General features: G+C 67.9%; 21 protein-coding genes, 1 tRNA gene and 4 pseudogenes. 16 read left to right on the top strand and 10 right to left on the bottom strand.

From position 1 onward, the window contains the following. Positions 1–24: 24 nt before the first annotated feature. Positions 25–813 (top strand): RNA methyltransferase, encoded by a 789-nt coding sequence (locus tag IPG68_14055; protein ID MBK6764312.1) that lies wholly within the window; start codon positions 25–27, stop codon positions 811–813. Here the strand turns inward: IPG68_14055 and IPG68_14050 are convergent. Then, entirely contained in the window at positions 795–2,171 is a 1,377-nt protein-coding gene (locus tag IPG68_14050; GenBank protein ID MBK6764311.1) for an amino acid permease, read from the bottom strand. The genes IPG68_14055 and IPG68_14050 overlap by 19 nt on opposite strands. Before the next feature lie 63 nt (positions 2,172–2,234). Between IPG68_14050 and IPG68_14045 the strand changes: the two genes are divergently transcribed. The 9 genes and pseudogenes from IPG68_14045 to IPG68_14005 all read left to right on the top strand — a co-directional run bounded on the left by IPG68_14045 (position 2,235) and on the right by IPG68_14005 (position 12,718). Further along, positions 2,235–2,828 carry a histidine phosphatase family protein gene (locus IPG68_14045; GenBank protein MBK6764310.1) on the top strand — a complete coding sequence of 198 codons (594 nt, stop codon included), beginning with the start codon at positions 2,235–2,237 and terminating at the stop codon, positions 2,826–2,828. 133 nt (positions 2,829–2,961) lie between these two features. Next, on the top strand, positions 2,962–3,867 hold the full coding sequence (locus tag IPG68_14040; protein MBK6764309.1) for an ABC transporter substrate-binding protein: 906 nt from the start codon (positions 2,962–2,964) through the stop codon (positions 3,865–3,867). Between the two features lie 20 nt (positions 3,868–3,887). Continuing rightward, positions 3,888–4,820, top strand: coding sequence for an amino acid ABC transporter permease (locus IPG68_14035; protein MBK6764308.1), 933 nt, complete (start codon positions 3,888–3,890; stop codon positions 4,818–4,820). After that, positions 4,817–5,587 carry an amino acid ABC transporter ATP-binding protein gene (locus IPG68_14030; GenBank protein ID MBK6764307.1) on the top strand — a complete coding sequence of 257 codons (771 nt, stop codon included), beginning with the start codon at positions 4,817–4,819 and terminating at the stop codon, positions 5,585–5,587. Before IPG68_14035 ends, IPG68_14030 begins: the two co-directional genes overlap by 4 nt. 100 nt (positions 5,588–5,687) lie before the next feature. Beyond that, on the top strand, positions 5,688–7,100 hold the full coding sequence (locus IPG68_14025; protein ID MBK6764306.1) for a hypothetical protein: 1,413 nt from the start codon (positions 5,688–5,690) through the stop codon (positions 7,098–7,100). Positions 7,101–7,421: 321 nt separating this feature from the next. Beyond that, complete coding sequence (gene hutH / locus IPG68_14020) at positions 7,422–8,975, top strand: histidine ammonia-lyase (GenBank protein ID MBK6764305.1); 1,554 nt, start codon at positions 7,422–7,424, stop codon at positions 8,973–8,975. Further along, positions 8,972–10,639 (top strand): urocanate hydratase, encoded by a 1,668-nt coding sequence (locus IPG68_14015; GenBank protein MBK6764304.1) that lies wholly within the window; start codon positions 8,972–8,974, stop codon positions 10,637–10,639. The genes hutH and IPG68_14015 overlap by 4 nt, the downstream gene beginning before the upstream one ends. Positions 10,640–10,642: 3 nt before the next feature. Beyond that, positions 10,643–11,819, top strand: a pseudogene (locus tag IPG68_14010) (imidazolonepropionase). Beyond that, entirely contained in the window at positions 11,816–12,718 is a 903-nt protein-coding gene (locus IPG68_14005) for an arginase family protein (protein ID MBK6764303.1), read from the top strand. The pseudogene IPG68_14010 and the gene IPG68_14005 overlap by 4 nt, the downstream one beginning before the upstream one ends. Before the next feature lie 93 nt (positions 12,719–12,811). On the opposite strand, the pseudogene IPG68_14000 reads toward IPG68_14005, so the two are convergent. Then, positions 12,812–14,380, bottom strand: a pseudogene (locus IPG68_14000) (APC family permease). A gap of 480 nt (positions 14,381–14,860) precedes the next feature. Continuing rightward, the gene (locus IPG68_13995) at positions 14,861–15,346 is read right to left on the bottom strand and encodes a GNAT family N-acetyltransferase (protein ID MBK6764302.1); all 486 of its coding nucleotides are present in this window, start codon (positions 15,344–15,346) and stop codon (positions 14,861–14,863) included. A 164-nt stretch (positions 15,347–15,510) separates the two neighbouring features. Between IPG68_13995 and IPG68_13990 the strand changes: the two genes are divergently transcribed. Next, positions 15,511–16,923 carry an aminotransferase class III-fold pyridoxal phosphate-dependent enzyme gene (locus IPG68_13990; protein ID MBK6764301.1) on the top strand — a complete coding sequence of 471 codons (1,413 nt, stop codon included), beginning with the start codon at positions 15,511–15,513 and terminating at the stop codon, positions 16,921–16,923. Between the two features lie 55 nt (positions 16,924–16,978). Beyond that, on the top strand, positions 16,979–17,524 hold the full coding sequence (locus IPG68_13985) for a hypothetical protein (protein MBK6764300.1): 546 nt from the start codon (positions 16,979–16,981) through the stop codon (positions 17,522–17,524). Here the strand turns inward: IPG68_13985 and IPG68_13980 are convergent. Both IPG68_13980 and IPG68_13975 read right to left on the bottom strand, forming a co-directional pair. After that, positions 17,517–18,263, bottom strand: coding sequence for a DUF554 domain-containing protein (locus IPG68_13980; GenBank protein MBK6764299.1), 747 nt, complete (start codon positions 18,261–18,263; stop codon positions 17,517–17,519). The genes IPG68_13985 and IPG68_13980 overlap by 8 nt on opposite strands. Before the next feature lie 42 nt (positions 18,264–18,305). Then, the gene (locus IPG68_13975) at positions 18,306–18,890 is read right to left on the bottom strand and encodes an HD domain-containing protein (protein MBK6764298.1); all 585 of its coding nucleotides are present in this window, start codon (positions 18,888–18,890) and stop codon (positions 18,306–18,308) included. A 117-nt stretch (positions 18,891–19,007) separates the two neighbouring features. On the opposite strand from IPG68_13975, the gene IPG68_13970 reads away from it, so the two are divergent. After that, positions 19,008–19,880 carry an alpha/beta fold hydrolase gene (locus tag IPG68_13970; protein ID MBK6764297.1) on the top strand — a complete coding sequence of 291 codons (873 nt, stop codon included), beginning with the start codon at positions 19,008–19,010 and terminating at the stop codon, positions 19,878–19,880. Between the two features lie 70 nt (positions 19,881–19,950). Here the strand turns inward: IPG68_13970 and IPG68_13965 are convergent. Together IPG68_13965 and IPG68_13960 are read right to left on the bottom strand one after the other, a co-directional pair. Then, positions 19,951–20,511 (bottom strand): annotated as a pseudogene (locus tag IPG68_13965) (GrpB family protein). A gap of 560 nt (positions 20,512–21,071) precedes the next feature. Beyond that, on the bottom strand, positions 21,072–21,704 hold the full coding sequence (locus tag IPG68_13960; GenBank protein MBK6764296.1) for a cation transporter: 633 nt from the start codon (positions 21,702–21,704) through the stop codon (positions 21,072–21,074). Positions 21,705–22,444: 740 nt separating this feature from the next. On the opposite strand from IPG68_13960, the gene IPG68_13955 reads away from it, so the two are divergent. Both IPG68_13955 and IPG68_13950 read left to right on the top strand, forming a co-directional pair. Further along, the gene (locus tag IPG68_13955; protein ID MBK6764295.1) at positions 22,445–22,699 is read left to right on the top strand and encodes a type II toxin-antitoxin system prevent-host-death family antitoxin; all 255 of its coding nucleotides are present in this window, start codon (positions 22,445–22,447) and stop codon (positions 22,697–22,699) included. Continuing rightward, the gene (locus IPG68_13950) at positions 22,696–23,127 is read left to right on the top strand and encodes a type II toxin-antitoxin system VapC family toxin (GenBank protein MBK6764294.1); all 432 of its coding nucleotides are present in this window, start codon (positions 22,696–22,698) and stop codon (positions 23,125–23,127) included. Before IPG68_13955 ends, IPG68_13950 begins: the two co-directional genes overlap by 4 nt. A 375-nt stretch (positions 23,128–23,502) precedes the next feature. Here the strand turns inward: IPG68_13950 and IPG68_13945 are convergent. Together IPG68_13945 and thpR are read right to left on the bottom strand one after the other, a co-directional pair. Next, a tRNA-Leu gene (locus tag IPG68_13945) sits at positions 23,503–23,588 on the bottom strand. 31 nt (positions 23,589–23,619) lie between these two features. Beyond that, positions 23,620–24,102, bottom strand: coding sequence for an RNA 2',3'-cyclic phosphodiesterase (gene thpR, locus IPG68_13940; GenBank protein ID MBK6764293.1), 483 nt, complete (start codon positions 24,100–24,102; stop codon positions 23,620–23,622). Between the two features lie 219 nt (positions 24,103–24,321). Between thpR and IPG68_13935 the strand changes: the two are divergent. Beyond that, positions 24,322–25,485, top strand: a pseudogene (locus IPG68_13935) (M20/M25/M40 family metallo-hydrolase). A gap of 230 nt (positions 25,486–25,715) precedes the next feature. On the opposite strand, the gene IPG68_13930 reads toward IPG68_13935, so the two are convergent. Then, positions 25,716–26,654, bottom strand: a complete 939-nt coding sequence (locus IPG68_13930; protein MBK6764292.1) for a hypothetical protein — start codon at positions 26,652–26,654, stop codon at positions 25,716–25,718. Between the last annotated feature and the right edge of the window lie 187 nt (positions 26,655–26,841).

Genomic DNA, 26,841 nt, shown 5'->3' with positions numbered 1-26,841 from the left:
AGCGGCGTTCGTCCGGGGCACCTGATGCCCGTTGTGGAGGTCACGGATCCGGGCGACCCACGGCTGGCCGCCTACACCCGGCTGACGGACATGCAACTGCGGATGGTCGCCGAACCCGCCGATGGGATCTTCATCGCCGAGGGGGAGAAGGTCATCCGGCGCGCCCTTGCCGCCGGCCTCGAGATGCGCAGCGCGCTGATGGCGCCCAAGTGGTGGCCCGCTCTGGCTGCAGTGATCCCGGACGCGATCCCGGTCCACCTCGCGCCACCGGAGCTGCTGGCGGACATCACCGGCTACCGCGTGCACCGCGGCGCCCTGGCCGTGTTCGCGCGGCCGGCGCCCCCGCAGCCGGTGGACATCCTGCAGTCGGCGACCACCGCGTTGCTGCTGGAGGACCTGGTGGACCACGCGAATGTGGGCACGATTCTGCGGTCCGCCGCCGGTTTCGGCGTCGATGCGGTGCTGGTGACCGCGAAGTGCGCGGATCCGTGGTACCGGCGTGCCGTGAAGACGTCGATGGGTGCGGTCTTCACCATCCCGTGGACCGTGGTTCCGGACGTGCACGCGGGCCTCGATGCGGCGCAGCAGGCGGGCTTCAGCAGCGTGGCGCTGGATCCCGCAGGAGCCATGTCGCTGCGGCAGTGGCGCCGCGCAGGACCGACCATGCTCGCGCTGGGCACCGAAGGCACCGGCCTGTCACGTGCTGCCCGCGAGGTCATCGACGTGCACGTCAGCATCCCGATGGCGCGGGGGGTCGACTCCCTGAATGTCGCCGCCGCGGCGGCCGTCGCGTGCTACGCGCTGACGTCGTGATCGGCGCGGGGGATGGGCTCATCGTGGCTGGAACGACGCCAGAGGATGTACACGTACAGCGGCACCCCCAGCACGATGAGCATCCACAGCCAGTAGATCTCCTGCACGCCGCCGCCGTAGAAGGCGAAGATCGTGAACACCAGGGCCAGGACGGCAACGGCCATCCGGCGCGCCAGGTGACTCACAGGGACCTTCCCCCGGTCCAGGGCCAGCCACTTGATCTCAGCGGCGGCACTGAAGGCGTAACAGACCATCGTCGCCACGGCCGACACCAGCACCAACTGGGCGACAGCGTCCCCGAGGCCGCCGCCTGAGAAGGACAGGGCGAGGATCCCGGCGGCGAGCAAACCGCTGATGACCAGCCCGGTGCCCGGGGCATGCTTGACGTTGAGTCTGCCGAAGGCCTTGGGGGCCAGCCCGTCGAACTCCGCGGCCATCGGGATCTGTCCGGACAGCAGGAGCAAGCCGTTCATCGCGCCCAGGCACGAGACGACGGCGACCACTGCCACGGCATCCCCTGCCCAGCCGCCGAACATGTTCTGCGCAGCGATCGAGAACCCGGCATCGGTGCTGGCCAGTTCCTTGTGATCCACGGCACCGAACACCGCTGTCGTGCTCAGCAGGTAGACGGCACCGGCGGCCAGGGTCCCGATTAGCGTGGCCCGCGGGATCGTCTTGTCCGGCTCGTGGACGTCGCCGGCCGGGATCGTCGCCGCCTCCACGCCGATGAACGAGAACAGGGTGTAGGCCATGACGGCGGTGATGACCTCCAGGGAGGGGAGGCCGGTGGCGTTGAACGGGCCGAGGTTCGAGGCGTCGAACGCCAGGAACCCCAGTGTTCCGATGAGCAGCAGGGGCACGACCTTGAGCACGGTGAGGATCAACGAGACCAACCCACCGGTGACCACACCGTTGGTGTTGAGGAATGTCAGCGCCGCGATCGCGGCCACCGCGACGACTGTGCTCAGCAGCGCGTTCTCCACCACTGCCGGGATCAGGACTCCGAGGTAGACCACCATCGAGGAGGCGATGGCGCCAACCCCCACCCATGCCCCGATCCAGTAGGTCCACGCCGCCTGGAACCCCACGAAATCGCCGAAGCCGTGGCGGGAGAACGCGTACGGGCCACCCACATCGGGGGTGCGCCGGGCCAGGGAGGCGAAGACCAGGGCCAGCATCAGGCTGCCGATCGCGGTGATGAGGAAGCCCAGCAGGCTGATGGGGCCGTACTTGGCCAGCCAGGACGGCTGGGTGAAGATGCCCGCGCCGATGATGGTGCCCGTCACCAGAGCAGTCGCGGGCCACAGCGTCAGTTCCTTGCGCCGAGCCGGGGATTCAGACTCCACTGTCGGGGACATGCCCACCACCTCTGTCACGCGATTCGTGCGATCGGTTGCGTACTGCTGGCACAGTAGACCCTCATGGCGGGCATTGTGCTGATCAGACACGGGCAGACCCAATGGAGTCTGTCGGGGCAACACACCGGACGCACCGACATCCCGCTGACCCCGCAGGGCAGGCAGGCGGCGGCTGCCCTGGCCCCCCGCCTGGCCGCGCATCAATTCGGGTACGTCGCGTGCAGTCCGCTGCAGCGGGCGCGGGAAACCGCCGCTCTGGCGGGGCTGCACCCCGACGTGTTCACCGACGACCTGCTCGAATGGGACTACGGAGGGTACGAGGGTCGTACAACCGCGCAGATCCGTGAGGACGAGCAGGATCCGGACTGGGTGATCTGGAACGCCCACATCGCGCCGGGTGGCACGCCCGGCGAGCAGCCCGAGGACGTGGCCCGTCGGTGTCGGCGTCTGCTGTCGACGTGCCAGCCTTATCTGGATGCCGACCAGGACGTTGCGCTGATCGCCCACGGACATGTGCTGCGCATCCTCACCGCCACCTGGCTGGGGCTTCCCGCCGGGGGCGGACGCCTGTTCGCGCTGGCCACCGGCACCCTGTCGAAACTCGGCGTCGAACACGCCCAGCCGGTGATCGACGTATGGAACGCGCCGAGAACGTGATCGGCGAATTACCCCAGAACCTGTGGATATCTGGCAGGATCAACGAATCAGGTTCTGTTCGCCCGATCGGGGCCCGGATCGCGCCCTGCGATCGGCAGCCGAATCTGACCAGGACAACACATAGGAGAACAGAATGTCCAGATTCATGAGTGTGGGCCGGATGGCAGCAGCCGTCGCGGTCGCCGGTCTCGCGCTGAGTGCGTGCGGCGGGGACTCCGGTTCCGACGAAGCCTCAGCCAGTCCGAGTGGTATCCCGGCAGTGACCGCCGATGAGGCGCTGGCGGCCCAGGTGCCCGAGAGTGTGAAGTCCACCGGCGTCCTCGTCTTCGGTACGGACGCCAGCTACGCGCCCAACGAGTTCTTCGCCGAGGACGGCCAGACGATCGTCGGGTTCGATGTGGATCTCGGCAAGGCGATCGCCGCCAAACTCGGTCTCGAGGGACAGTTCGAGAACTCCACGTTCGATTCGCTGATCGTCGGCGTTCAGAACGGCAAGTTCCCGGCGTCGATGTCCTCGTTCACGATCAACCCGGAGCGCGAGAAGCAGGTCAACATGATCAGCTACTTCAACGCCGGCACGTCGTGGGCGGTGCAGACCGGCAACCCGTCGGGCATCTCCGTCGAGGACCCCTGCGGTAAGACGGTGGCGGTCCAGAAGGCCACGGTGCAGGTCGACGACATCGAGGCGCGCAACGAGGAGTGCACTGCGGCTGGCAAGCCGGAGATCAACATCCAGCAGTACGGCCTGCAGTCCGAGGCAACCACCGCGGTGGTGAGCGGCAAGGCCGACGCCATGCTGGCCGACTCGCCGGTCGTCGCCTACGCCATCCAGCAGTCGGGCAAGCTCGAGCCGGTCGGAGACGTCTACGACTCGGCCCCGTACGGCATCGTGGTTCCCAAGGAGGAGACCGAGTTCGCGACTGCCATCCAGGGTGCGGTCGACGCGCTGATCGCCGACGGCACCTACGCGGCGGTCCTGGACCAGTGGGGACTGGCCGACGGCGCCGTCACCCAAGCCGAAGTCAACCCGGCCAGCTGATCCCGGCCTAGGATGACGCCGTGACTGCTAACACCCACGAGGAATCGGTGGAGCGAGAGAAGCCGCCGATCGAGGCTGTGCCCGTACGGCACCCGGGACGGTGGGTGGGCGCCGCGCTCGTCGCACTGTTCGGTGCGATGTTCCTGCACAGCCTGCTCACCAATCCCAACTGGGGCTGGTCGCTGATCGGGGAGTGGATCTTCTCTCCACCGATCCTCAAGGGTGTCGGCGTCACGATCGTCTTGACCGTGCTGGCCATGATCATCGGCTTGGTGCTTGGCATCGTGCTGGCGATCATGCGCCTGTCGCCCAATCCGGTGCTCAACGGCACCAGTTGGATGTTCATCTGGGCCTTCCGGGGCACGCCCGTCTACGTGCAGTTGTTCCTGTGGGCGAACATCATCGCCCTCTACACGACGCTGTCGCTGGGCGTGCCCTTCGGCCCGGAATTGTTGTCCTTCGAGACCAAGACCCTGATCCCTGCCTTCGTCGCGGCCCTGCTCGGTCTGGGTCTCAACGAGGCCGCCTACATGGCTGAGATCGTGCGGGCGGGAATCCTCAGCGTCGACGAGGGACAGGACGAGGCGGCCACCGCGGTGGGCATGAGTCGGATGCAGACGCTGCGACACATCGTGCTTCCGCAGGCAATGCGGGTGATCGTGCCGCCCACGGGCAACGAGACGATCTCGATGCTGAAGACCACCTCGCTGGTGATTGCGATCCCGCTGACCCCTGAGCTGTTCTTCCAAGCCAGCGCCATCGGCAACCGTCTGTTCCAGCCGTTCCCGATGGCTGTGATGGCCAGCATGTGGTACCTGGGGCTGACCAGCATCCTCATGGTCGGCCAGTACTACATCGAGCGCTACTACGCCAAGGGTGCGATGCGCGAGTTGCCGCCCACGCCGATCCAGAAGTGGCGACGGCGTCTGCGGTTGGGAGGTGGAGACCGATGAGTGAGAAACCTGTGAAGGTCCTGGCGGAGAACGTCCACAAGGCCTTCGGGCGCAACGAGGTCCTGCGCGGGATCGACATGGAGATCCACACCGGCGAGGTGGCCTGCATCGTGGGACCGTCCGGCGGTGGGAAGTCCACCTTCCTGCGCTGCATCAACCACCTGGAGAAGATCGACGCGGGGCGACTGTCGGTGGACGGGGAACTCATCGGCTACACGCAGCGCGGCGGCAAGCTGTACGAGATGCACGACAAGGAAGTCGCCGCACAGCGACGGTCGATCGGGATGGTCTTCCAGCGCTTCAACCTCTTCCCGCACATGACGGCCGCTGAGAACGTCATGAGTGGCCCGGTGGTGGTCCGCAAGGACAACAAGAAACAGGCGCGGGAGCGGGCCATCGACTTGTTGGCCAAGGTCGGTCTGGGCGACCGTGGTGACAGCTACCCGATGCAGTTGTCCGGCGGCCAGCAGCAGCGGGTGGCCATCGCGCGTGCCCTGGCGATGGATCCCGACTTGATGCTCTTCGACGAGCCGACTTCCGCGCTCGACCCGGAGCTGGTCGGAGAGGTGCTCGACGTGATGCGACGCCTGGCCGAGTCCGGCATGACGATGGTGGTCGTGACCCATGAGATGGGGTTCGCGCGCGAGGTGGGTGACCTCCTGGCCTTTATCGACAAAGGCGTGGTGGCTGAGATCGGGGAACCCCGCGAGATCCTCGCCAACCCGAAGAGCAAACGGTTCCAGGACTTCCTGGGGAAGGTGCTGTAGAGAGGTTTCGGGTCGGCCCGGATCACGGTTCGATCTCCCACCCGGCGAAGCCTTCTGTCCGCGGCGGATCGGGAGTAGCGTTGATCACGGGGTGGTCACCATGACCTCAACTTCACGAAGATTCCTGTCCTGTACGACCACGGGCCTTGTGGTCGCAGGGTTGATGGTCACCACGCCTGCGTGGGCGGCCCCTCCGACCAACGACAACCGTGCCGATGCCACGCGACTGCAACTGCCGGCCGACGTCACCGGCACGCTCGTCGACGCCACGCTTGAGACCACCATCACCAATGACTGGAGTTCCTGCGGGCAGGGCACGGACGCATCTGTCTGGTACCGCTTCACCGCCCCCAAGCGCGGCGCGGTGATCGTGCAGATGGACGCGGCCGGGGAGATGGACGCGACCGTCGATCTGTACCGGCAAGTCCGGTCGAAACTGCAGAGCCTGAACTGCGCTGAGACCGACGCCAACGGTGTCGCAACGCTCGACGAGGAGGGCCTTGAGCCCGGCGCCGAATACACCATCCGCATCGGCCGGGAGACCGGATCGGTCGCCGACCGATTCTCGCTGCGGGTGCTCGTCCCGAGTCCACCGCCCGAGCCGCCCGGCAAACCCCTGCCTGCTCGCGGCATCAAGGACAGCGTCGACCGCTTGCTCAATCCCGGCGACGCCTATCGGACACGTATGCGCGAGGGGCGCACCATGCGCTTGAGTCTGCGCGCCGACCAGTGCACCGGTCTGGACGTCTACGCCCCCGGCACCACATCCTTCGACGGATCCACGGTCAAGAGTCTGTCCTGTGGCGGCTACTCGCTGTTCACGCCGACCGAGACCGGCCGGTACTACCTGGTCGTTCGGGCCGGGCGTAGTCGCAGCAAGCAGCCCTACCGACTGCGTGTGGCCCCTGCCCGTAAGGACGACACCACGCCCGGCATCTTCATCGGCAACAACGCCCGCGTGCGGGGGAAGGTGAACGGCGGCATCGACGCCCGCGACCTGTACCGGTTCGACGTGACCCGCCGCAGCACACTGACCTTGAATGTCAACGGTGGTCCGACGATGCGCTTGGTGCGCGACGACGGCAGGAGGATCGGGCGCGGGGATTACATCGAGCGCACCGTGGCCGCAGGCCGCTACTTCGTCGCAGTGCAGGGCGAGGGGCGCTACACGCTCAAGCGGGTGTCGCGGACGATCACGCAGGCATCCGTCACGTTCAACGGCCGCCGTTCGGCGAAGGCCGCTCCCGGCTCATCAGCGCGACTGGCCCTGCGGGTGCGTCCGGCAGTGGATGGCCCGGGCGTGATGACGGTCGAACGGTTCGACCCCATCGACGGCTGGCAGTTCACCCGTCGTTACCAGGTCATGGTTCGGGCAGGCACCGCCACGGTGACGTTCGTTCCCCCCAGCGTGGGCCGGTACCGGGTGACCGGTGAGTTCAAGGGCAGCCGGATCGCGGCCGACTCCTACGCAGGTCGGGCGCATCTGCGGGTGCAAGGACCCTTGGTCGACTGAGGCGTCCTGTGTGACGAAGGTGCAGGTCTTCGGGGTCGGTTTGTCGCGAAGGTGCGGGGTTGCGAGGCCTGCGACCGGCCACCTTCGTCGCAAACGAGGCTGTGGGCGCCGCACTTTCGTCACAATCGCGCCCCTGGCCGACTGAGGCGTCCTGTGTGACGAAGGTGTGGGTCTTCGGGGTCGGTTTGTCGCGAAGGTGCGTGGTCTTCGGCCTGCGACCGGCCACCTTCGTCGCAAACCAGGCTGTGGGCGCCGCACTTTCGTCGCAATCGAGTAACGCGTAGCGGTGCCTCATGGGCGCGGTGCTGATTGAATCGGGTCGTGACGCAGGAATGCTCGATCGACACCTTGACGCTCGCGGATGTGGTTGACGTTGCCAGAGGCAGATCCAGCGTCGCGATCCCACCGGATGCGAGGGAGGCTGTCCGGGCCGGGCGCGCGATCGTCGACGAGCTCGCGGGTGCCGACCTGCCCGTCTACGGGATCTCGACGGGGTTCGGGGCGCTGGCGACGGTCTCCATTCCCGCCGACCGGCGCACCGCGCTCCAGCGCAGCCTGATCCGCAGTCATGCGGCGGGCACCGGCGCGCTCGTCGACCCTGAGGTGGTCCGCGCGCTGATGGTGCTACGGCTCAAGACCTTGGCCTCCGGGCTCACCGGAGTGCGGCCGGTGGTCGTCGAGACCCTCGCGCGCATGGTCAACGAGGGCATCACCCCGGCGGTGCGGACATACGGATCGCTGGGGTGCAGCGGTGACCTGGCGCCGCTGTCGCACGTGGCCCTGGTCGCCATGGGGGAGGGCGAGGTACTGGATCCGCGCGGCGGCACCGGGTCCGCGGCTGACGCCCTGGCACAAGCCGGCATCGAACCCCTCGTGCTGCACGAGAAGGAGGGCCTGGCCCTCATCAACGGCACGGACGGGATGCTGGGCATGCTGGCCCTCGCCCTGGCGGACCTCGACGAGTTGTTCGCCCTCAGTGACCTGGCCACGGCGATGTCCGTGGAGGCGCTGCTGGGCACCGACCGGGCATTCGCCGAGGATCTGGTGGCCCTGCGCCCGCATCCGGGCCAGGTCGCCTCGGCAGGCAACCTGCGGCGGCTGCTCGCAGGCTCCGAGATCGTGGCCAGCCACCGGGAGGACACCGAACACCTGGTTCAGGACGCCTACTCCTTGCGGTGCGCACCCCAGGTCACCGGAGCGGCCAGGGACACCGCCGAGCACGCCCGGATCGTGGCTGAGCGGGAACTGCAGGCCGTCATCGACAATCCGGTGGTCCTGCCCGACGGCCGGGTGCAGTCCAATGGCAACTTCCACGGCGCGCCCGTGGGGTACGTCTTGGACTTCCTGGCGATCGCCTGCGCCGACGTGGCCTCCATCTCCGAGCGCAGGACGGACCGGATGCTGGACAAGACCCGATCGCAGGGTCTGCCGCCGTTCCTGGGCCATGAGATAGGGGTCGACTCCGGCTACATGATCGCCCAGTACGCCGCCGCCGGGATCGTGTCCACTCTGAAGCGGCTCGCCGCGCCTGCCAGCGTCGACTCCATCCCCAGTTCGGCGATGCAGGAGGACCACGTCTCCATGGGGTGGTCGGCCGGCTTGAAGCTCCGGGAGGCCGTGGACGGGCTGCGGCGGGTGCTGGCCGTGGAGATCCTGGTCGGGTCGCGCGCACTGGACCTGCGCGCACCGCTGCAGCCGGCCCCGGGGACCGGCGCCGCTCGCGACGTGCTGCGGACGAAGGTGGCGGGACCAGGACCGGACGCCGTGGTCACCGAGCAGATCGAGGACGCGGTCGGCCTGCTGGCCGACGGATCGGTCCTGGCCGCCGTCGAGGATGCCGTGGGGCCTCTGGAAGCAGGAAGGTGGAAGCGATGACACACGAACTGGGTACGCCGGTCAGCGTTCGCGCGGCGCGCGGAACGCAGCGCACCGCGCTCGGGTGGCCGCAGGAGGCGGCGATGCGCATGCTCGCCAACAACCTGGATCCCGAGGTAGCGGAGAACCCCGACGAACTTGTCGTCTACGGCGGCACCGGCCGTGCGGCACGGGACTGGCCCAGCTTCCACGCGCTCATGCGCACGCTGTCCACCCTGCGCGACGACGAGACGATGCTCGTGCAGTCCGGGCGTCCCGTGGGTGTCATGCGGACCCACGAGTGGGCACCGCGGGTTCTCATCGCCAACTCGAACTTGGTGGGGGACTGGGCGAACTGGCCGGAGTTCCGCCGCCTGGAGGCCCTCGGTCTGACCATGTACGGGCAGATGACCGCCGGTTCCTGGATCTACATCGGCACCCAGGGCATCCTGCAGGGGACCTACGAGACCTTCGCCGCGGTGGCCGCCAAGCGGTTCGGCGGCACGCTGGCCGGGACACTGACGCTGACCGGCGGTTGTGGCGGCATGGGTGGCGCCCAGCCCCTGGCGGTCACGCTGAACGACGGCGCGTGCCTGATCGTCGATGTCGACGCCACCCGGCTGGAACGCCGGGTCAAGGACCGCTACCTCGACGAATGGACCGACGATCTCGACCTGGCGGTGGAGAAGGCGCTGACGGCCAAGCGGGAACGCCGTGGCTGGAGTGTGGGGGTGGTGGGCAACGCCGCCCACGTGCTGCCCGAGTTGCTGCGCCGCGGTGTCGACGTCGACATCGTCACCGACCAGACCTCGGCCCACGACCCGTTGTCGTACTTGCCGCTGGGGATCAGTTTCGAGGACTGGCACAGCGAGGCGCAGCGTGACCCCGAGGACTTCACGCAGCGCGCGCGGGCATCGATGGCACGCCATGTGGAGGCGATGGTCGGTTTCATGGATGCCGGGGCCGAGGTGTTCGACTACGGCAACAGCATCCGCGGCGAGGCGGTGCTGGGCGGGTTCGCCCGGGCTTTCGACTTCCCCGGTTTTGTGCCGGCGTACATCCGTCCGCTGTTCTGCGAGGGCAAGGGTCCGTTCCGCTGGGTGGCTGCCTCCGGTGACCCAGCCGACATCGCGGCCACCGACCGGGCGGTGCTCGAGTTGTTCCCGGACAACGAACCGCTGGCCCGGTGGATGCGCGCCGCGGAGAAGCGCGTGGCGTTCCAAGGTCTGCCGTCACGGATCTGCTGGCTCGGCTACGGCGAGCGGGACAAGGCCGGCGTGCGCTTCAACGAACTGGTCGCCGACGGCACGGTGTCCGCTCCGATCGTCATCGGCCGCGACCACCTCGACTGCGGGTCCGTGGCATCGCCGTACCGCGAGACCGAGGCCATGCTCGACGGCAGCGACGCGATCGCCGACTGGCCGCTGCTCAACGCTCTGATCAACACCGCGTCCGGGGCGTCGTGGGTGTCCATCCACCACGGCGGTGGCGTCGGGATGGGCCGCTCCATCCACGCCGGTCAGGTCTGTGTGGCGGATGGCACGGCGCTGGCCGGGGAGAAACTGGCCCGGGTCCTCACCAACGACCCCGGAATGGGTGTCATCCGGCACGTGGACGCGGGCTACCCGCAAGCGCAGGCCGTTGCCGACCGGGACGGTGTGCGCATCCCCATGGCCGAGGGATAGCCGGTGGGTAGCCTGCTCATCGACGGCATCCGGGAACTCGTCACGTGCGACGGCGACGACCTGCTCGGAGTGCTCGGACACGCGGCGGTCGTGATCGAGGGCGGCCGGGTCGTTTGGATCGGCGCCGCAGGCGGGGCACCAGCGGCGGATGGCCGCGTCGATGCCGGTGGCCGGACAGTCGTCCCGGGATTCGTGGACAGCCACGCGCACCTGGTGTTCGCCGGGGACCGCTCCGAGGAGTTCGCCGCGCGGATGTCCGGACAGCCCTACGCCGCCGGTGGGATCCGCACAACCGTGGCCGCCACGCGGGCGGCATCCACGGATCAACTGCGCGCAAACGTCGGGCGACTGGTGGCGGAGTTGCTGGCGTCGGGCAGCACCACTTTCGAGATCAGAGTCCGGCTACGGCCTGACCGTCGACGACGAACTACGGGCACTGCACGTGGCGGGGGAGTTCACCGGCGAGGTGACTTTCCTGGGCGCACACGTCGTTCCCGCCGAGTTCACCGGGCAGCCCGATGCGTATGTGGAACTGGTGGCCGGGCCGATGCTCGAGGCGTGCGCGCCAGCGGCCAAGTGGGTCGACGTGTTCTGCGATCGGGGTGCCTTCGATGCCGACCAGGCCCGCCGGGTGCTGACCGCGGGCGTTGGGCGGGGGCTGGTCCCTAAAGTGCACGCGAACCAATTGCAGCCCGGTCCGGGGGTGGCCGTCGCAGTGGAGGTGGCCGCCGCGTCCGCCGACCACTGCACCCATCTGAGCCCGCAGGACGTCGCCGCCCTGGCAGACAGTGTCTCGACCTCCCAGCCGACGGTGGCGACCTTGTTGCCCGGCGCGGAGTTCTCCACGCGTTCGCCGTATCCCGACGCCCGCCGTCTGCTGGATGCCGGTGTCATTGTGGCGCTGGCCACGGACTGCAACCCGGGCACCAGTTTCACCACGTCGATGCCGCTGTGCATCGCCCTGGCGGTCCGCGAGATGCATATGACGGTGGCCGAGGCGTTGTGGGCGGCCACGGTTGGGGGGGCCAGGGCGCTGCGCCGTGACGACGTCGGGCGCCTGCAGGTGGGTGGGCCGGCCGACCTGGTCATGCTGGACGCGCCGTCGTACGTGCACCTGGCCTACCGACCCGGGGTCGATCTGGTCGCCGGCGTGTGGCGCGCGGGGGAGCGGGTGCGGTGACGGCGGGATTGCACCAGGACCCGCGGTGGCCTCGGGCGGGGGAGTGGCTGGCGCGCAGCACCGCCGAATTGGCCGCATCAGGGAGCCAGCCGGCCTGGGGGCTGATCGGGATCCCGGCTCACACCACGTCGCTGTCACCCACGAACGCCCACAACACCCCAGCCGCCGTGCGGGCGGCGTTGAACCGGTACTCGACCTGGGTCGAGTCGCAGGGCACCGACCTGCGTGATCTGGCCGCCAAGGACCTCGGAGACGTGGGCGAACCCGACGGCCCGGAGGGCGAGCAGCGCACGATCGGCACGCTTGCGACATGGGGCGGCGACCTGCTGGTCGCCCTCGGCGGGGACAACTCCATCACCTACGCCGTCGCTCGGGGGTTGGCCGCTGACGGGCTGGTGACATTGGACGCCCACCACGACCTGCGCGACGGGATGTCCAACGGATCCCCGGTGCAGCGGCTGCTCGCGGGTGGATTCGACGGGCGGCGGGTCGTGCAGGTCGGGATCAGCGACTTCGCGAATTCACGGGACTACGCTGTGCGGGCGCGTGATCACGGGATCACCATCATCGGCCGCGAGGAGGTCGAGTCTGCCGGGATCGAGGAGGTGATGGTCCGCGCGATCGAGATCGCCTCCGGTGGTGGCGAAGGCCGTGTCCACGTGGACCTCGACGTCGATGTGTGTGATCGCAGCGTGGCCCCCGCGTGTCCGGCCTCGGTGCCCGGTGGACTGACGGCGCGCGAACTGCGCCAGGCCGCGCGGATTGCCGCCCGCTCCCGATGTGTCGTCGGGGTGGACTTCACCGAGGTTGACGCCACCGCCGACACCGCGGATCAGCGCACCGTGCGACTGGTGGCTCTGGCGGTCCTGGAAACCGCAGCAGGACTGCAGTTGCGCTGACGTCAGCGTGTGCCCGGCGGTTCGGGGTCCTCGTCGGCCGCTCGCCTCGGCCTGCTCCTCGCGCAACTCCTCGAGATCGTCCGCGGAGTCAACCTCCATCCCGCTCTCCAGATCGACGGCGACAGCCCCCTCCGGGAGGTTGGACAAGTCAGGTGCGATCACCAGGTCGGGCAGGCCGGAGTCCGGCAGCCGCAGCGACGTTGCTTCGTCCGCGGGAATCTCGAGGATGAGATCGCTGGCGCTGCGTTTGGGGAGCGTCTCACCGCGGAAGAACGCCGGCGCCATCGCATTCCAGATGTACATGAGGACCACGCCGAGCAGCAGCGAACCGATGCCGAGCACGAAGACCCCGCCGACACCCCACAGGGTCGTGTAGCCGTAGTCGGGTTGTGCGTACTGGTAGCTGGCGATCACAAAGGCGGTGAGCAGCATCGTTCCGCCGAGGAAGGGCCACAGACCCTTCATGAGGAAGTCCCGGAGGCTGTCGAAGAGGTGGTGCCGGTAGAACCACACCGCCGCGAATCCGGTGATCCCGTAGTAGAAGGCGATCATCAGGCCGACCGCGGCGATGGAGTCCGCCAGGACGTTCTCGCTGACCAGGGTCATCCCCACATAGAACGCGATCGACACCGCACCCATCCAGATCGTCGACACGGTGGGCGTCAGGTAGCGGGGGTGGATCGTCGCGAACGAGGACGGTAGTGCCTTGAAGGCGCCCATCGCCAGCGACGTGCGCGCTGTCGGCAGGATCGTGGTCTGGGTCGAGGCGGACGCTGAGGAGAGGACCGCCAGGATCAGCAGGACCTCCATGAACTTGCCCGCCCCGCTGTCGCCGAACACGCTCGGCCCGATGGCCGCGAAGACGTCGTCGGCGTTGTCCGGGTTGGCCAGGCCCAGTCCGCTCTCCCCGGTACCCGCGAACGCCACGGTCGCGACGCTCACGGTCGCGTAAGTGACGACGAGCAGCACGGTGGAGATGATGGCCGCCCGTCCAGGGGTCTTCTCCGGGTCCGCGGTCTCCTCGTTGACCGATACGGCGGTGTCCCAACCCCAGTAGATGAACACGGCGATCAGGGTGGCCGTGACCAGCGCGCTGAGGGTCATCCCCGATGGCCACAACCACGACAGGTTCGGGACGAGGGCGCCCTCCGGTGCGTCGCCGCCGTAGACCTTGAGCAGGGCGATGACGGAGAAGATCACCAGGATCACGATCTCGATTGTGAGCAGGACGTACTGCAAACGCGCCGACACCTCGATCCCGCGGTAGCAGATCCAAGTCATGATCACGATCCACAGCACACCGGCCAAGGTCGTCCAGAAGCTCGACTCCTGCAGGCCGTCCCAGCCGAACAGCTGGAAGGTGTAGGAACCGGCGATCTGGGCGAGGTTGGCCATGACGATGACGTCCGCGGCGATGATGCCCCAGCCGCCCATCCAGCCCACCCTCGGCCCGAAGGCCCGCGTGGCCCAGGTGAACGTGGTGCCGCAGTCAGGCTCGGCGCGGTTGAGCTGCTGGTACGCGATCGCGATCAGCAGCATGGGCACGAAGGCCAGCAGCATGATGGACGGCGCTTTCACCCCCACGATGCCGTCGCCGTTTGTGGTGGCCACCACAAAGCCGAGACTTGCGGCCAGCGAATAGGCGGGCGCCGTGGACGCCATGCCGATGACCACGCTGGAGATCAGGCCGAGGGCGCCGGTCTTGAGCCCCTTCTCCTCCGCGACCTCTGGGAATCCGATGGGTGCGGCATCGTCGATGTGGGACACATCTGCCTCCTCAACAGCGCTGGGCCAACTGGAGACTAGTCCTCAGCCGGTCCCAGTGCCGCCGATTCGGCGGAACGTGCGTGAGGAGTCCTGCGGGGAGGGGGTTGGGCCCGCGTCCAGGGGAAGGGGGGAGAGATACCTCCATCCGGGAGCGAAACTGCGCGGTTGGTTCGCTCCCGCCTGTCGGCTTCGCTCCCGCACTTGAAACCCGCGGCGCTGCCGCTCCCGCCTGTGCGACGAGGCGGGGCTGCCGGGCCTCCGCCGTCCAGGCAAAGGCGGGAGAGTTACCTCTACCCGGGAGCGAAACTGCGCGGTTGGATCGCTCCCGCCTGTACCTTTCGCTCCCACCCTTGAATCCCGCGGCGCTGGGCCGGCCTACGCGGTGCTCCCCGGGAGGTCCTTGCCATAGAAGTCGGTGGCGTCGGGGTTGTCGTTGTACCGGGGCACGGCCACGTAGCCGTGTCTTTCGTAGAACCGCACCGCGGCGGTCAAGGCGCGGTGGGTGTCCAGGAGCAGCCTCGAGTAGCCCAGGTCGCGCGCCTGCGCTTCCACCTCGTCCAGCAGTCGGTTCGACAGTCCGGAGCCACGGTGCTCGGGCTTCACCCACATGCGCTTGATCTCCGCCGCGTCCGGGCCCACGCGCTGCAGTCCCACGCAGCCCACCGCATCATCGCCGGCCAGCGCCAGTAGGAAGCACCCATCGGGCGGCGCGAAGCCATCGATATCGGACACCGCCGACCGGGGCTCCAGCGCAGTGAGGCCGGCTGCCTCACGCACTTCGCCGGCGTATGCGGTCAGTGCCTCGACCGACCGGGGCTCAGCGGGGTCAGCGGGCACGATTCGGGGCAGGGATCCGTTCACACTGGCGACCCTATTCGTCAGCCTGCGCCGACGGACATCGAAGTTGCATGGCTCTTGCACAAAGGAATCCGTGGCGATAAACGCCCCCCGATGACGGTTTGGGCTGTCGAAACGTCGCCGTTCTTGCTACGGTCGGGGGAACGTTCAACGCCCGCGGAGCCACCATGACTGAGATCGACAAGACCACCTCCCTGCCCAACGACCCCGCCACTCGGCGGACCGTGCCGGGCTCCTCCACGCCACTGGACCCGGCTCGCATCGAGAAGTTGATGGCGCAGGAGTGGGAGCGCTTCACCGCCTCCACCCCGGGTTCGGCCGCGCACCACGAGCGGGCGTCCGTGCCGCTGCCACTGGGGGTCGCGTCCTCCTTCCAGCACTGGGACCCGCACCCGTTGGCCTTCAAGGCTGCCAAGGGGGCTTGGCTGACCGACGTCGACGACCGGCAGGTCCTGGACCTGTCGATGGGCTTCGGCGCCATGCTGGTGGGGCACCTGAACCCGGTGGTCGTCGAGTACGTGTCCAAGGCGCTGGAGACCGGCACCCTGTTCGTGACGCCGTCGCCGACCACCACGGACATCGCCGAGCGGTATCAGCAGCGGTTCAGTCTCGAGCAGGTGCGTTTCGCGAACTCCGGCACAGAAGCCGACATGTACGCCGTGAAGGCGGCACGCGCGTTCACCGGCAAGCGCGGGATCGTGAAGATCGAGGGTGGCTACCACGGTGGGTACGACGCGTTGTCCGTGTCGGTGAAACCGGATGTCGCCGAGGCAGGACCTGAGGATGCGCCCGTGCCGGTCGTGCCGTTCGAAGTGGAGGCCGGCATCGTCCACGTCGTGCCCTACAACGACCTCGACCGACTGGAGGCAGTGCTCTCGGAGTTCGCCGATGAGATCGCAGCGGTGGTCATGGAACCGGTGCTCGAGAACATCGGCATCGTCCTCCCGGATCAGGGTTACCTGGCCGGCGTACGCGAGGCGTGCGATCGCCACGGTGCGCTGCTGGTGTTCGACGAGGTGAAGACCGGGCTAACCGCCGGCGTCGGAGGGGCCGGGCAACGACTGGGCGTGAAGCCGGATCTGGTCACCCTCGCCAAGAGCATCGGCGGCGGCCTTCCGCTCGCGGCGTTCGGCGGCCGCAAGGACATCATGTCGACGATCACCGACGGCCGGATGGCCCACTTCGGCACGTACAACGGCAATCCGCTGACCATGGCGGCGGCGGCCGCTGTCGATGAGGTCTGCACGCCGGAGGTGCTCGACCATGCCGAGCAGATCAACAATGGCGCGCTCGATGCGATGGACGAGATCATCGCGCGCTACGAACTGCCGGCCCACACCGTCGGCTTCGGCGTCAAGGGCGCGGTGACCTGGGCCAACGCCCCGGTGCGCAACTACCGCGACTACAAGAGGACGGACTTCGAGGCCGCCGAGCTCAGTTGGCTGTGGGGCATCAACCGCCGCATTCTCACGCCTCCTGGTCTCGACGAGCAGTGGCTGGTCTCGGTGGCCCACACGCAGCAGGACATGGGCTTGATGGTGGATGCCTTCGCCGAGTTGGCCCAAACGCTGCGCGGGTGATCCGGCGCGCGAGTGCGACAAGCGGGTGCGCAGGCAGGTGGGCTAGGGTCTGTCCATGCTGCGCAGAACGGCACTGTTCGCCCTCGCCCTCGGCCTCGCCGCCACCCCATCGGTGACGCATGCCAAGAAACCGAACCCCGAGAACGACAAGCGTCCGCCGAGCGCAGACGCCGGCTACTTCCTCGGGCACCCGACCCCGACCTACAGCTGGCACGGATGCACACGAACGTCCACACGGGAAGTGAGAACACCGATCGAGGGTCAGCCCCCGGTGTCCCGAGGCACCAACCCAGGCGCAGTCCGCTTCCAGGTGAGTTCTTCGCCCCCGTACGCGACCTGGCAGGTGAAGCAGGGGTGGCGGATCTGCGGGGCGCAGGCCGGGGTCGTCCTGGACAACCCTTCAGTGAGCGCAATGCTGATGTCCGAGGTGGGCTACACGTCGGGACCCCGCAAGGGCTCCACCGAGGCGGGCACTGAAACGATCTCCGTCACGATCCCCACCAAGGGGATAGGCCGCCAGGGTTTCGAGGAGTACGAGGGCAAGACGTTCTCGATCCGCGCAGTCCAACACGTGACTGTCTTCGTGAAGAAGATCAAGTAACCACTGCCGCGACCGCCGCAGTCAGCAGCGGGGCGGCGATCAGGGCCGGCAGCATGTCGCCCACCGGGATGGCCTTGAGGTTGAGTAGGCGCATCCCGACCCCGAGCAGGAGCACACCCCCCGTGGCCGTGATCGCGGCCACGAGTTCCGGCGACATGATGTCGCCGACGAGAACCGCCACCACCGTGAGAAACCCTTGCCAGGCGCCCACGGACAGGGCAGAGGCGGCGACCCCCCACCCCAGCGACGCCGCAAAGGCGATCGCCGCGAAACCGTCCAGGGCCGATTTCAGTGCCAGTTCGTCGATGCCCTGCCCGAGTCCGTCGCTGAGCGCACCCAGCACCGCGAGCGGGCCGATGCAGAAGATGAGCGAGGAGTCGACGAAACCTTCGACGAACCGCGCCCGTGACCCGGAGCCTTCCCCGGGGGCCAGGCGTCGCTGCAACCAGGACCCGAGATCCTCGAGCCGGCTTTCCAGGCCGAGCAGCGAGCCGGTGATCCCCCCGATGAGCAGCGCCCCCAGCACCACGAGCAGGGTCACGCCCCCACCCACGGCGGCGGTGAACGCCTCGTCCTGCAGGGCCACGACATTCAGTCCGCCGATGACCAGTGTGACCAGGCCGAGGGCGTCGGTGACGGTGGTGCGGGTCCGCTCGGGCAGGCGATGGCCGATGAGGACGCCGATGCTCGCTCCGACGAGGATCGCCGCAACGTTGATGACTGTACCCAGCCCGATCATGGAACCCTCCCGCGCGGAAGCCTAGCGGGGGACGCGCCAGCGTTATGACGTCGCGGTGTTCGGCGGTTCCCACTGCTTGGACAGCACGCGGCGCACCATGGGCACGAAGGTCTCGACCGGCTCGTTGGGGTAATCGGGGTCGAACGACACCTCGTCGTACAGGGCGCAGAACTGCGCGGTGCGTTCGAAGTACGGGTTGTCCCGGTACGCGTTGCGACCGTCCGGATCGATGCCGACGTTGCCGCCGTAGAAGTATGTCTGGAAAAGGGGGTGGTGCTCCAGCATCCAGTGGTTCGCCTCGCTGATGAAGGGTTTGAGGATGGCTGCGATCACCTCCCCGTGGTTGAGTGGACCGAGTGCCTCCCCGATGTCGTGCAGGAGTGCCACGACGACGTACTCCTCTTCGCGGCCGTCGCGGAGCGCCCGGGTCGCGGCCTGCAGGGAGTGCGTCTTGCGGTCGACCGGATACGCCTCATCGCCACCGAGGCTGTCGAGCAGCCCGAGCAGCAGGTCGGGCAGTCGTTCGAGGTTCTCCTCGTGGACGTGCCGGAGCACCTCGAAGTCGGCGGGGGTCATGTCGTCCATCCGCCGGAAGTGCATGTGGTCGCTGTCGGGGTGATCGGTCATGCGCCCGAGAGTAGTCCTCGCTGGCCCGCGCGCACATCCCACAGCGCCTGAACCTACGGTTGCGAAACCTACGGTAGAGTAGGTTCTGTCCGCCAGGCCGGCCACGCAAGGAGTGCCATGCAGACGTTGACCCCCCACAGAGTGGCGCTCCACGGCCATGAACTGGCTTACCTCGACAGCGGGTCGGGTCCGGCGGTGCTGTTCGTCCACGGCATCCTCGGCTCCCACCGGAATTGGACCCATTTGATCGACCGCATGGACGACAACCATCGGGTCATCGTTCCCGACCTCTTCGGACACGGACATTCGGCCAAGCCGATGGGGGACTACTCGCTGGGTGCCCACGCCGCGACCCTGCGGGACCTGCTCGATCGGCTGGGGATCCAGAAGGTCACCATCGTCGGGCACTCCCTGGGCGGGGGGATCGCGATGGAGTTCTACTACCTCTTCCCGCAGCGGGTCGAGCGACTGGTCCTCGTCGCCAGTGGTGGGCTCGGCCGTGAGGTGAACGGGGTCCTGCGTTCGGCGGCTCTGCCGGGCGCGGAGTGGGTGCTTCCCGTCATCGCGTCGCAGTGGGTACGCGAGCGCGCCGAGTCCGCCGGGCGCCTGCTGGGCAAGGCGGGCTGGAAGCCCGGCTCGGACATAACTGCGATCTGGCAGGGGTTCACGTCGCTCGGTGACGGTCAGAGCCGCCGTGCCTTTCTCGCCACCACACGTTCCGTCATCGACCCGGGGGGACAGAGCGTCAGCGCGCATGACTACCTCCCGGATGCCATACCCGTCCCGACCTTGATCGTGTGGGGTTCGCGTGACCGGATGATCCCCGCGTGGCATGCCCTCAAGGCTCAGCGATCGATCCCGCAGTGCCGCGTCGAACTCTTCGAAGGGGCCGGCCACTTCCCCCACCTCGACGAGCCGGACCGTTTCGCGGACCTGTTGCGCGAGTACATCGCATCGACCCCGGGAGCCGGTTCCACGTCGGGGCAGTAGCACCGAGGACGGGGCGGCCGCCGGCAGTTGTTCGTGTCCTCTGCGTGCTGCGGCGCGGTTGACCTGCGCGCGCATTGACGCGGGCGATGAACTCGCTCTTGTCTTCTGTGTAGGCTTCGCGGTCATCAGGAAAGCGTGCAGCCAGGTCCTGCTTCAATCTGGCGTACCGTTCGGCATCAGCGGCGTGCTCGATGAGGTAGTCCCGGAATGACAACTCCGCCTGGTACCAGTCCGAGCCGGTTGGCACGAGATGCAGATGGTGGGTGCGTCGCGCCGGGTTCGGCCGGCAGAACCAATGCATGATGTCGGGGCGGTATGGCGCATACCACCAGCCCACCCCACGGAGTGCGTCAATGCAGGGTCGGCTTTCCTCAAGACCGGCGACGCCGATCATGATGTCGATGACGGGTTTGGCGATCATGCCCGGTATCGCCGTGCTTCCCACGTGATGGACCCCGCCGGTGATCCAACCTCCGAGCAGGGCACGCAGCGCAACGGCTTCGGTCTCGAAGGTCTCCGGCCACGCCGAATCGTACGGGGACAGGTGAACAGCCTCATCAACCCAGCGCGGGTCCGTGTAGTCGAAACTCACGTCGCATGATCGCACCGAAGGTGCGGCAGAGCGGTGCATTCTGACGATGTCGCGCCTCGTGGCCGGATGACCTCGTACAGCGGCGACACCATGGCCTCGGGTCATCACGACGTGGCACTCGGCACGGAGACCGGCATCGGCCTTCAAGGGAGGTTGCGATGTCCCTGTTCAGGCGCAAGCAGGCGCACGCGAAGCAGCGGGACCCCAGCGTAGGTACGAGGCATTGGAGGCTCGACGGGCCCACGTGTGCCAGAGCTGCGGCAAGCTGCATTGCACGGCCTGCCTGATGAGTTCGCCGCAGCATCCGGTAACTAAAGGGCCATGCTGCCCCTCTTGTGGCGACGGTCCGCACGACATCCTCGACTGACCGGGCGGCGACCCGTCAAGGGCGATGCAGCACCTTCCTTTGCGAGGGGTTGGCGGGCGCCGTGCCACACGATGTCCGGGCGATCCGTGTATGCCGGAAAGCGGGCGCCGGTGCGACCCGGACGGTGGCCCTTTCGCCCACGTCCTGGCGGCCAGTCCGCCGCCACGCCGCAGCAATAGCGGGCGAGACCTGTGGGCGTTTCTCAGTAGCGGACTGGACCGGGGTGGGGCTGTCAGTCATCGCCGTCGTCGTCGGCCAGCTCGCCCTCCCAGGCTTCCTTACCTTCCATGATCGCGAATGCGGCGATGATGAATCCGGCAACGGCGTCGAGCCATGGCAGACCGAAGACGGCGAATGCGACCAGCCCTGCGAATGTGGACACGCTCAGCCAGGCGCACAGTCTGGTCTCCGAGGCATCGGCTATGACGAGCTTGGAGCCCATCTGCTCACCGGCTATCCGCTTCGCCCGCGCCAGCCACGGCATGATCACCACTGACAGCCCGGTGATCCCGATGCCGACAAGGGACGTGTCAGGTGTCTCGCCGGTGATCAAGTCGCGGACGCCTTCGAACACAACGTAGGCGGCCAGCGCAAAGAACGTGATCGCGATGAACTTCAGCGCCCGGCGCTCTTTGTCCTCGTCGGGTTCCTCGCCGCGCAGGTTGGCCGTGAGCCTGATCAGGACGACGGTCGCGGCGGCGACCTCGATCGCGGAATCGACGCCGAACCCGATCAGTGAGATCGCCCCGGCTGCGGTGCCAGCGGCGACCGCGACGACACCCTCGACCACGTTGTAGCCGATCGTGAACTTCGCGTAGAAGACAGCTCGCCGCGCCGCTGCCGTCTCCACCGCGGCCGTGTTCACGCTGAGGCTCCGGCATCAGTCGGGCATGGCGACACCGCGTCCCCGTTGCCGCAAAAGGAAACACCGACGCCCTTCCCTGGAGCCGTGACCACGGTGGATGCCCAGTCGCCGCACGCTCAACCACTCAGTGCTCCCTCAGCGCCTGATGCCGCAGAATCGGTATCCGCAGGATCACCCACAGAACGGAACGAACGGGCATCGCCCCGCAGGTCCGCCACCTCAGCAATCGAAGCAACTCCAGTTGCCGCTGTCCTCGTCATTCGCCGGATGATAACTCCCTGTCTGCCTACTGGTCTCTGCGCGAAACGAACGTATTCGACACAACCCGCAAGAACAGTCGCAAGGCGTCTGACGCGCGAAGGCTGAGAGTTCGCAACTCTTGCTCAACGTAAGGTCACACGTGTGTTCCTGGTGTCCGAGGGGGGACTTGAACTTTCGTCACGCCCATATTGGGCCGAAACGGGCAGTAGTGCGTGATCCATGAAATGCCTGATCAGACCACGATTCACGGTGAGGTCCCCACTTGGCCGTTACGGCCAGTTGTCAGAATCTCGTGAGATGCACGTTAGATGAGGCTCCTCGAGACGAGCACCTGGAGCGGCCCGGGTGGAGCGGCCCTTGCAGTGCCGTGAGCCAGTGAGGGCGCCTTCGAATAGTCCATCAAAGGCGTCCGCACCCAGTGTCCGGCGACCTCCACGCCAGGTCCGTCGGAGGCGTCTCACGGGTGATACACTCGGGGCATGACCGCGACCCCTGATGAGAAGCGAGTCTCCGTCCGCGACATCCGCAATCACGGCGGTGACGTGCTCGCACGCGTCCAGAGCGGAGAGACCCTCACCATCACCAGCGACGGCACCCCCGTCGCCGAACTGCGACCCCTCCCACGACGAAGCCTGTCTGCCGCGGAGCTGGTGGCGCGCCGGCGACGGCTTCCCCAGGTGGACGCCAACGCGCTGAGGGGCGACATCGACGCACTCCTGGACCAGTCCCTGTGACCACCCCGCCCCACGATCGCGCGGTCCTGGACACCAGCGCGGTCATCCGCTTGGGGGAGGTCGATCCTCGGCGCCTGGCCGCCGAGTCCGTCATCACGACCGTGACCTTGGCGGAGCTGAGCGTCGGACCGCTCGTCGCCGCCACCCCGTCCGAGCGAGCCGCTCGCCAACGACACCTGCAGCAGGCCGAGACCGACTTCGGTGAACCGCTGCCCTTCGACGCTGAGGCCGCTCGAGCCTTCGGCCCTATCGCCGCGTCGCTACGCGCAGCGGGTCAGAATTCTCGAGCGCGCGCATTCGACGCGATGATCGCCGCGATCGCCGTGAGCCAGGCACTGCCCATCTACACCTTCAACCCCAAGGACTTCGCAGCAACCAGGGCAGAGTTGGTCGACCTCGGCGAGGAAGCAGAACACCCCGCCCCCTGATCCACTCGACCCGGACGCCGCACAACTGGGAGCCCGACCGACCTGCCCCCTTCCGCCGCGAGCTGGGCGCCTTCAGGCGGGCATCGCAGCGCCCACTATGACGCGTGTGATGGCGGCGGGCAGGCGCGGGGGGCGAGTAGCAGGCACGTGTTTGGCTATCGGCGGGTCCACGATCCCGGCGTTCGGTTCGCAATAGTGACCCGGTTCACCCGTGCCGCACGCGACCGCAGCACCTGCTTCCGGGGGTTCAGAGGCAGGGCCGTCAACGGGTGGGTCGACGCGTCCGAATGCGGGGTGTGCCTCGGCGAGCGTGCTCTCGCCGGTCGAGGTGGGGGTCGTCAACCCCCGAGTGGTGGGACTGATCCCACTTCTGTGTGTCCGAGGGGGGATTTGAACCCCCACGCCCCGTTAAGGGCACTAGCACCTCAAGCTAGCGCGTCTGCCTATTCCGCCACCCGGACCGGTTGGGGTTCCAAGACTAGCAAGCCCATTTCAGGGACCGTGACTGGTGAGGGGGGTGCGCGCGATCACCTCGTACGACGGCCTAGGGCCGGTTGTGGAGCGCACCAGGGTCACCTCGTCGGGGATCCAGGGCGGGGATCGGAACGACGCCAGGTCAGCAGCGGCGCGGGCCAGTTGCCGCCTGCCAGTTGCGGTGCGCGAACGCGCCACGGTCACGTGTCCGCGGAACCGTCGCTCATCCGAACCCATACCCCGCTGCGCCTGTGAGGCCACCGTTGCCAGCCAGCCGGAGTCGGACACGCCGATCCACAACACCGGCCCGAACATGCCGCTGCCGTCGAGCTGCAGGGCGCCGGCCGCCGCCGCAGGTTGCCGCCCGAACCGTTCGACGCACCGGTGCTCGTCGCGGTCGCCGAGGAAGGCGAGCGTGATGTGCCACCTGTCGGGTGTCTGCCAGCGCAGTTCGGGATAGGCCCCGGACAGGGGTTCCAGGGCACGGGCCAGCGCGTCCACCGCTTCCAGCGACGGCCCATACGGCAACGAACAGCCGGGAGGTCAACGGTTCGGCTGTTCAGCCCGGTGCGCCCGATGGCACAGTGACACCATGACGTCGACGGTAGCCCGGGTCTGTTCCGGAACTCATTCAACTCGACAGCTCCAACTACGGCGACGGTTCGGGACCGGGGAGGCGTCTGCGGCTGAGTTCGTGGAGGCGTTCCTGCAGGGGCGGGGCTGGATCCCCACCGCTTCACCACGACTTCCGCGCAGCGGCAAGGTGTCGTCTGCCGCGTTCCCGGGCAGGACCCCGCGGCACCGGCGCTGGTGCTTCACGCGCACCTCGACGTGGTCCCTGCCATCGCCGCTGACTGGTCGGTCCCGGCCTTCGAGGGGTCATCCACGACGGCATGGTGTGGGGCCGGGGAGCCGTTGACATGAAGGACATGGACGCCATGATCCTCACCGTGGTCCAGGACTGGCAGCGGCAGGGGACCCGGCCCCGAAGGGACATCGTGCTGCTGTTCCTGCCGGACGAGGAGGCGGGTGGCCGTCATGGTGCCCACTGGGTGGTGGACAACCATCCCGAGTTTCTCGATGGTGTCACAGAGGGGGTAGGAGAGGTCGGGGGATTCTCGCTGGAACTGGCCAACAAGAAGCGCCTCTACATGATCGAGACTGCGCAGAAGGGGCTGGCCTGGCTGCGCCTGCGGGCCTCGGGCACAGCGGCCCACGGATCGATGATTGCCGACGACAACGCCGTGACCAGACTGGCGCGCACCATCACCCGGATCGGTGAGCACCGGTTCCCGCTGCAACTGACGCCGACCGTCGAGCAGTTCCTCGCCCAGGCGTGTGAGGCTGCCGGGGTCAACTTCGACCCACGCGATCCGGAAGCGGCCCTGACCGAACTCGGTCCGCTGGCCCGCATGATCGGCGCCACCCTGAGGCACACCGCCAACCCCACCATGCTGAGCGCCGGCTACAAGAACAACGTGATCCCGGGGGAGGCCGAGGCCGTCGTCGACGCCCGCTTCCTGCCCGGCCTGGAGGCCGACTTCTTCGCCCAGTTCGATGCGCTACTGGAGCCCGGGGTCACCTATGAGCCGGAGGTCCTCGACATCAGCCTCGAGACGACTTTCGATGGAGATCTCCTGCATGGGATGGTCGCCGCGCCGATGGCTGAGGACGCCGAGGCCGTGCCGGTCCCGTACACCTTGTCCGGGGACGGACGCCAAGGCGCTGTCCCGGCTGGGCATCCGGTGCTTCGGGTTCGCCCCGCTGCAGTTGCCTGCTGATCTCGACTTCACGGCACTGTTCCACGGGATCGACGAACGCGTCCCCGTCGACGCCCTGGAGTTCGGGGTTCGCGTCATGGACCGTTTCCTACGTTCGGCCTGAGCCGAACGGGGATACAGGTCCGGCCGAACCCCGAGCCGACCTGCGGGCCCAACGGTGGCGATGGCCTGGAGTTCGAAGCCGCCGGGCGCAGGCCAGAACATCGCTTCGAGACCCCTCCATCTGTTGGTCATCCCCATGGTGATGCACACCCCTGTGGCGCGAGCGCAATCGTGACCCCTCGGGTCGTTGCCCACTGCCGTCAGTCCTGCCAGGGTGAATACTCGTCGCCGTCACCAACCTGCCCGAGGGCGTCGGAGCCCCAGCACCACGCCTTCCCGGCATTGTCGACCCCGCACGTGTGCGTGCCCCCGGCGGTCAGGGACGTGAAAGTGTGCCCCCCGGCCACCGCCACCGGGGTTTGGTCGATCGACACGCCCCTGCCGACCCCGAGGGCGCCCGAACTGTTCCAGCCCCAGCACCACGCCTTCCCGGCGGTGTCGACCCCGCACGTGTGGTTGTTTGAGGCGGTCAGGGTCGTGAATGTGACCCACGGCCACCGCCACCGGGCTGAAACTGAGACTGCCGAAACTGCAGGCGCCCCAGCCCCACGCCGCCCCGGCCGGGTCCACACCGCACGTGTGGCGGTAGCCCGCGGTCAGGCTCCATGAACGTGTGCCCCCGGCCACCGCCACTGGGCTGTACTCGTCGCCTTGGCCGTCGTCGCCGTCGCCGACCTGCCCCTGACCGTCATAGCCCCAGCACCACGCCACCCCGGCGGTGTCGAGCCCGCATGTGTGCAGATCGCCGGTGGTAAGGGCCGCGAAAGTGTGCCCCCCGGCCACCGCCACCGGACTGTACTCATTGCCCTGGCCGTCATCGCCATCCCCGGCCGCCCCGTCGGTGTCCCAGCCCCAGCACCACGCCTTCCCGGTGGTGTCGACGCCGCACGTATGCATGTTCGAGGCGGTCAGTGTCGAAAATCTGTGCTCCCCGGCCACCGCCACCGGGCTGGGCTCCCGCTCCTGGCCGTCGTCGCCGTCGCCGAGTTTGCCGTTACCGTCGGAACCCCAGCACCACGCCTTCCCGGCGGTGTCGACCCCGCACGTGTGCATGCCCCCGGCGGTCAGGGTCGTGAACGTGTGCCCCCCGGCCACCGCCACCGGACTGTACTCGGACGCCTGATCATCCTTGCCGTCCCCGAGGCCCCCCTTTTCGTCGTTTCCCAGCACCACGCCTTCCTGGCGGTGTCGACCCCGCACGTGTGCGTGGCCCCGGCGGTCAGGGTAGTGAACGTGTGATCCCCGGCCACCGCCACCGGACGGTACTCGTCTCCTTGGGACCAGTCTGGGATGCCCGGAATTCGGTAGCGCACCAGAACCGCGGCGCCGCGGCTGCGGGTCAGCCGGACCCGCGCCG

This window comes from Micrococcales bacterium (assembly GCA_016703125.1).
In the GTDB taxonomy this organism is placed as follows: Bacteria; Actinomycetota; Actinomycetes; order S36-B12; family UBA10799; genus JADKAV01.
Note: the sequence above shows the minus strand (reverse complement) of the source record. Positions and strands in the feature narration are given on the sequence as shown.